The organism is Paenibacillus sp. USDA918EY (genome assembly GCF_009870825.1).
Taxonomy (GTDB): Bacteria; Bacillota; Bacilli; order Paenibacillales; family Paenibacillaceae; genus Paenibacillus_AQ; species Paenibacillus_AQ albilobatus.
Genome location: NZ_WTWY01000027.1, coordinates 45846 through 51968, shown reverse-complemented (window position 1 = coordinate 51968; position 6123 = coordinate 45846). Strand labels below are relative to the sequence as shown.

Here is a 6123-nt window from a genome sequence, read left to right as displayed (position 1 = left end):
AGCAAGGTCTAATCTCACTCGTTGTTCAGTTTTCAAAGATCAAATTCTTTCGTTTTCACCGCTGTTTTTTATCGCAGCAGCAACTCTTATAATATATCATGTCGCCCATCATTTCGTCAAGCACTTTTTTTAAAAAACTTTTTTCTTTGCTTACCGATCCGGCAAGCTTGTACCTTTTTGAAAGGGGCGAGATTTAATTTACCACAGAATGCGGACGTCCGTCAACTACCCCATTAAAGTTATTTTTAAACCGAACAAAAGCGCCACTCCCGGAAGACCTAAAACCATGACCGTCCCCACCGTAGTCGGATTCAGAGGAATATACACCTCCGGGATCAAACCCGAGAAATTCACCAGGTATAACCCCAGCGCCGCAAGCACCAAATGCGTACCGAACATCGTTAACCAACCGAAGCCGATTTTTTTCCTGAACACGATCAACAAAAGCAGCAGCAAGGATACCGTCATTATTCCCATGACGACCAGCTTCATTCTTTTCCCCTCCTTCGTATTAGCGGAACGTCGCTTCCAATATAAACAAATGGACGACCGTTAAGCCTCTGCCCTTTGTTGGACCGGAAGCTGAATGCGATTCAGCCCCATCCGCTTGGCAGCCCTTAAATGCATCTGGTATTTAAGCTCCGCCGCTTCCAGCATGTAAATGGCATAATCGATTTGTTCCTCTCCCACTGCTTGCTCGAAAAAATGCCTTGCCTGCTCCCATTCCGCTTGAGCCCTCCGCACATCCATAAACACCGCCATTTCCTCATCCTGCTTCTGCTTTAGCTGCCATGCCGGCGCTTTCGGGTTATTGTTTCGAAACCATCCCATGAAGCAAGCCCCCTATCCGTAAAATTGAAATGGCAAAGCCGGCTTCGCCCGCTCTCCACTTTCATTCATACGAGCCGGAGGACAAACTTAGAACCAAAAAAGGAAGCCCCAAATGGGACTCCCCCTCATTTTTTCGTTCATTGTTCCATACAAAAAAATCCATGATTACAATTGGCGCCGGCCCTCCAGCGCCTTCGACAACGTGACTTCATCGGCGTATTCCAAATCGCCGCCTACCGGCAGGCCATGGGCAATCCGCGTAACGATGAGGTCAAAAGGACGGACGAGTCGCGAAATGTACATCGCGGTCGCTTCGCCTTCAATATTCGGATTCGTCGCCAAAATAAGCTCCTTCACGCGTTCATCGCTGAGGCGCGTCAACAGCTCCTTCAGCCGGATATCATCCGGGCCCACCCCCTCCATCGGCGAAATGGCGCCTTGAAGAACGTGGTAATAGCCGTTAAACTCCTTCGTTCGCTCCATGGCTACCAGATCCTTCGGATCCTGCACCACGCATATGACGGACGGATCCCTGGTTTTATCCTGGCAGATGCGGCAGGGGTCGGTGTCCGTAATGTTGCAGCAAACAGAGCAATAGTGGAGATTGCGCTTCACACTGACAAGCGCCTTGGCAAAATCAATGACGTCGTCTTCTTTCATATTAAGCACGTGAAAAGCCAGGCGGGCCGCCGTTTTCGGCCCAATCCCCGGCAGTCGCGTAAATGCGTCGATCAGCTTGGCGATCGGTTCGGGATAATACAAATCGTTAGGCCTCTCCTTCTGCCTTCAATTAGAACAAGCCCGGAATTTTCATGCCGCCCGTGAACTTGCTCATGTCGGCGTTGGCGATGTCGTCGGCTTTAGTCAATGCGTCGTTAACGGCCGTAAGCACGAGGTCCTGCAACATTTCAACGTCGTCCGGATCGACCGCTTCCGGCTTGATCGTGATGGACAGCACTTTCTTATGTCCGTTTACCTCAACCGTAACCACGCCGCCGCCGGAACTGCCTTCGACTTTTTTGTCTGCGAGGGCTTCCTGGGCCTTCAGCATTTGCTCTTGCATTTTTTTAACCTGTTTCATCATTTGGTTCATATTATTCATAAGTATCGTCTCCTCTTTGTTCATGGAATATTGGCGCGCAACATGCGCGGGTTAATCTTTTATGATCACGAGATCTTCTCCAAACATTTGGAGCGCCTCATCAATCCATGGCTTTTCGTCCGGGTCCTTGCCCTCGTGCTCATGCTCCAGCTGCAGCTCCTCTTTCTGCTGGGTGCCTGCGCCCTCAATGGCCGCCGCCCAGTCCCTCTGCATCATCGTGACCAGGTGGTAAGGCTTGCCGAGCTTGTCATGCAGCACGCCTTCGATGACCTGCTTGTTGGCGGGCTTTTCCGTCGTCTCGCGGTGGATGTTATTTTTAAAAGCTACCAACACCGCATCCTCCAACACCGATACCGGGTCCCCGTCCATAAACCAGGCGTGAACGGTTACCTTCTCATCCTTGACGCCCTGAAGGACCTGTCCCCATTGCCGCTGAACTTCTACGAATTCCGGGCTGTTCTTGCCGGCCAGGAACTGATCAAGGTTCGCCGGTATTTTGGCTGCGGAAGACATCCGCGGAGCCGGCTGGGACGATCGGGCAGCGGCTCCCGAGGAAGTGCCGGAAGAAGGCGCTGAACCGCTTTGAATGAGCTTCTCCAGCTTCTTCTCCAACGCCGCCACCTGGCGCTTCAACTGGTTCACTTCGGCGGAGTCTGCAGGCGCCGCGGACGGCTGCTGGGCCTGCTGCTGTTCGTATCCGGCAGCAGCTCCTTGCGGAATGCCGCAAAGCTTCAACAGGGCTACCTCAAACAATGTCTGCGGCTGGGAAGAATACTTCATCTCGCTTTGATAGTGGTTCAAGGTTTCAATCATATGAAACAGTTGTTGCCTCGAAAAAGAAGCCGCAATTTCCTTATATTCCTCCGGATGAAGCACCCGGTCCGTCAACTGGGTGACGTTCGGAATCATTTGGATCATGAGCAGGTCGCGGAAGTAATACAGCAGGTTCTCCATGCACTTGTCGGCGCTTTTGCCCTCCTGCATGAAACCTTCCACGATTTGCAGCACATGGCCTGCATCACCCTTTTGAATGGCGCCGGCAAGTCTGCCGAACTGTTCGGAAGCGATGCCGCCGGTCATGCTCAGCACTTGTTCATAGGATACATGACCGCCCGTAAAGGATGCAATCTGATCCAAAATGCTGAGCGCATCCCGCATGCCCCCGTCGGATAAGCGGGCTATATACTGAAGGGCCTCGTTTTCGGCTTCCATCCCCTCTTCTTGGGCGATTTGCGCAAGCCGCTGCGTCTGCTCCTCCAGGGATACCCTGCGGAAATCGAAACGCTGGCAGCGCGAAATGATGGTTGCCGGAAGCTTATGAGGCTCCGTCGTCGCCAATATAAACATGACGTGTGGAGGAGGTTCCTCCAATGTCTTTAACAGCGCGTTAAACGCTTCTGTCGTCAGCATATGCACTTCGTCAATAATATACACCTTTTGCCGAACTTCGGTCGGTGCATATTTTACTTTCTCGCGCAGGTCGCGGATTTCCTCCACGCCCCGGTTGGAGGCGGCGTCAATCTCCTGCACATCCATGACCGCCCCGGCCGTTATTCTACGGCAGGATTCGCATTCGTTGCACGGCTCCGGTGCCGGACCCCGTTCGCAGTTAACCGCCTTGGCGAGCACCTTCGCGGTCGTCGTCTTACCGGTTCCGCGCGGACCGCTGAACAGGTAAGCATGGGAAACCCGCTGCTCGCGAATGGCATTTTGCAGCGTCTGAATAATATGCTGTTGTCCAACCATGTCCCCGAACGACTGCGGCCGCCAGGCACGGTAGAGCGCTATATGTTTCACTTGCTATACCCTCTTTCAACTTCCCTTGCGTTCATGTTCGTCGCTTCATCATTATACTATAATCCGGCTTTATACAAAACGTCCAGCCGACATTGGTGAATTCGCTTTTTTTGGCAACCGGCCCAAAAAGGGCATAAGAAGGCGCTTTTAATAAAGACGTTTATCGGCGCGACGACACACAAATTCAAACCCCAGAGAAGGGAAACTTTTATTGAACACGCAAGGGAACGATTCATAAAACTTTAGGCTTTGTCCTGCAGCTTAAAACAAAAAAGCATCCTTGCAAAAGCAAAGATGCTTACCGATTCACGATATGTAATACCGTGCACCTGTTATTGATAATTGTGATCCAAGCGGCACCCCTGCGTAACGCCTCGGGCTAGGCCACCCTCCGGCACAAGAGCGGGCTTGCTTATGGCTGCTTCCTTCCGGACCTGACCAGGTTCACAAGTGCTCATTGCGGAGGACCCAACCGTCAACGACGCACGCAGGGACCAAACCTCACATCAACAAAACCTCTAACAGGAATTCAACCTCGCTACAGCGGATTGCGAGTTACAGGGCACCGCTACCTCCCCGTCTAGCACGGCAAGGAATAGTATAGTTCATTTCAGGACAAAGTGCAACCCGCAGCAAAAGTTGGCTGCCGAACCATGCTTTAGAGCTCGGCCATTCACAACCTTTACCGCTCCTCACACAATGTAACTTACGTTAAAGAGACCTGGGCGCCACCGCCATGGAACAGAAAAAATCCCCTGCCCGCAAAAGCGGACAAGGGATTGGTTGTATGCGTATTAGATACCGTATTTCTTTTTAAATCTATCAACACGGCCGCCGGCATCCACGAATTTCTGTTTGCCTGTAAAGAACGGATGGCAGTTGGAGCAAATCTCCACGCGCAGATCCTCTTTAACGGAACCTGTTTCGAACGTATTGCCGCAAGCACATGTTACGGTTGTTACGTGGTATTTTGGTTGAACCTCTTGTTTCATGTCTTTCACCTCTTTTTGCCCTGGGTCTCATGCGTACACAGAGTTATAATGACACAATAATCATATTATAACAGGGACAAACACAATAATCAACGAAATGTTAGAATCTGTTAGTCCCGTGCCAAAACAGGCTTCTTCGGCCTTCTCATGCCCTCGGGCGGCACATGGGTATAGGAACCGATAACGACGTCCGGCAGCTCCGCCTGGAAAATTTCGATCATCTGCTTCATGCCTAGAATTTCCCCTTTGGCAGGCGGAATCAGTTCCAGGTAACTTTCCGGATCGATGTTCAGATTGCGCATTTGAATCAGCTTTAGTCCCGTACGGCGGATGAATTCGATCATCGCTTCGATTTCTTCTTCACGGTCGGTCACGCCGGGGAAAATAAGGTAGTTGATCGAGGTGTAAACCCCTTGTTCGGCCGCATACTTCAGCGATTTCTCGACATTCGCAAGCGTATATTTGCGCGGTTTGTAATACGCGTTATAATGATCGTCCAGCGCGCTGATCGTGCTCACCCGCATCAGGTCGAGCCCGGCATCCACGATGCCGCGGATAAAATCCGTCAATCCCGCGTTCGTATTGATGTTAATGTATCCCATATCGGTGATGGAGCGAACTTCCCGGATCGCCTCGATAATGATTTTGGCTTGCGTCGACGGCTCGCCTTCGCAACCTTGCCCGAAGCTGATAATGGACTCCGGCGTCTTGAGATGCTCGAGCATGATCTGAACGAGCTCCTCCACCGTCGGCTTAAAGTTCATGCGCGTCTGCGGCGCCACAAAACCGCTATCGTCCGGCTGCTCGGAAATGCAACCAAAACAGCCCGCATTGCACGAATAAGATACCGGAACAGCGCCCTCCCAGCGGTTAAGGAACGTATTGGAGGCCGTCAGGCATTCGTAACCAAGCGCGCAATTGGACAAATGCTCATACAGCCGGTTGTCCGGATATTTCTGTCTGAGGTTCTTGACGCCCAATTTAAGTTCATCAAGGTCGCAATTGAGCGGATTCCATTTTTCCGGATCGTCGGAAAGTCGGGCGGTCGTGTAAAACCGGCCATCCTTCCACACGACGGCGGAATAGCCGAACAGCGGCAGCTTATATTCTTTATCCGTCTTCACGTAGCCGGGCAGACACAGTCGGGTATAGCCTTGAGGAAGAAGCGCCCCAACGGCTTGCGCCTCGCCGGGCAGCGGCATCATTTCCCCGGTTTCCGGGTCCATCCCGATCGCCCGCGTATTCGGCAGACCCACCAGCGTGGCCCCTTCCGGCAGCGGAATCAGCTCATCCTCCAAAATTTCCACGATCATGTCGCCGCTGCGGGCAAGCCCGTAAATCGAAGGATGGTCGTATACATTGCCTTTCTCATCTGCATATACCAGGTACATGGTGTTCTCC

General features: G+C 52.1%; 7 protein-coding genes and 1 other RNA gene. All 8 read right to left on the bottom strand.

Annotated elements, in window-relative coordinates; genetic code table 11:
* Positions 1–225: 225 nt before the first annotated feature.
* The 8 genes from GQY55_RS29630 to GQY55_RS29595 all read right to left on the bottom strand — a co-directional run bounded on the left by GQY55_RS29630 (position 226) and on the right by GQY55_RS29595 (position 6113).
* A complete protein-coding gene (locus GQY55_RS29630; RefSeq protein WP_160045516.1) occupies positions 226–492 on the bottom strand; it encodes a pro-sigmaK processing inhibitor BofA family protein in 267 nt (88 codons plus the stop codon).
* A gap of 60 nt (positions 493–552) precedes the next feature.
* The gene (locus GQY55_RS29625) at positions 553–831 is read right to left on the bottom strand and encodes a DUF2508 family protein (protein ID WP_160045515.1); all 279 of its coding nucleotides are present in this window, start codon (positions 829–831) and stop codon (positions 553–555) included.
* A 165-nt stretch (positions 832–996) separates the two neighbouring features.
* Positions 997–1593 carry a recombination mediator RecR gene (recR, locus tag GQY55_RS29620; protein WP_160045514.1) on the bottom strand — a complete coding sequence of 199 codons (597 nt, stop codon included), beginning with the start codon at positions 1591–1593 and terminating at the stop codon, positions 997–999.
* 28 nt (positions 1594–1621) lie between these two features.
* Positions 1622–1933, bottom strand: coding sequence for a YbaB/EbfC family nucleoid-associated protein (locus tag GQY55_RS29615; RefSeq protein WP_160045513.1), 312 nt, complete (start codon positions 1931–1933; stop codon positions 1622–1624).
* A gap of 51 nt (positions 1934–1984) precedes the next feature.
* Entirely contained in the window at positions 1985–3730 is a 1746-nt protein-coding gene (dnaX, locus tag GQY55_RS29610) for a DNA polymerase III subunit gamma/tau (RefSeq protein ID WP_160045512.1), read from the bottom strand.
* A 321-nt stretch (positions 3731–4051) separates the two neighbouring features.
* An RNA gene (ffs, locus tag GQY55_RS29605) (signal recognition particle sRNA large type) lies at positions 4052–4319 on the bottom strand.
* 205 nt (positions 4320–4524) lie between these two features.
* Entirely contained in the window at positions 4525–4722 is a 198-nt protein-coding gene (rpmE, locus tag GQY55_RS29600) for a 50S ribosomal protein L31 (protein WP_036714885.1), read from the bottom strand.
* A 110-nt stretch (positions 4723–4832) separates the two neighbouring features.
* Complete coding sequence (locus GQY55_RS29595; protein WP_160045511.1) at positions 4833–6113, bottom strand: radical SAM protein; 1281 nt, start codon at positions 6111–6113, stop codon at positions 4833–4835.
* Positions 6114–6123 lie beyond the last annotated feature (10 nt).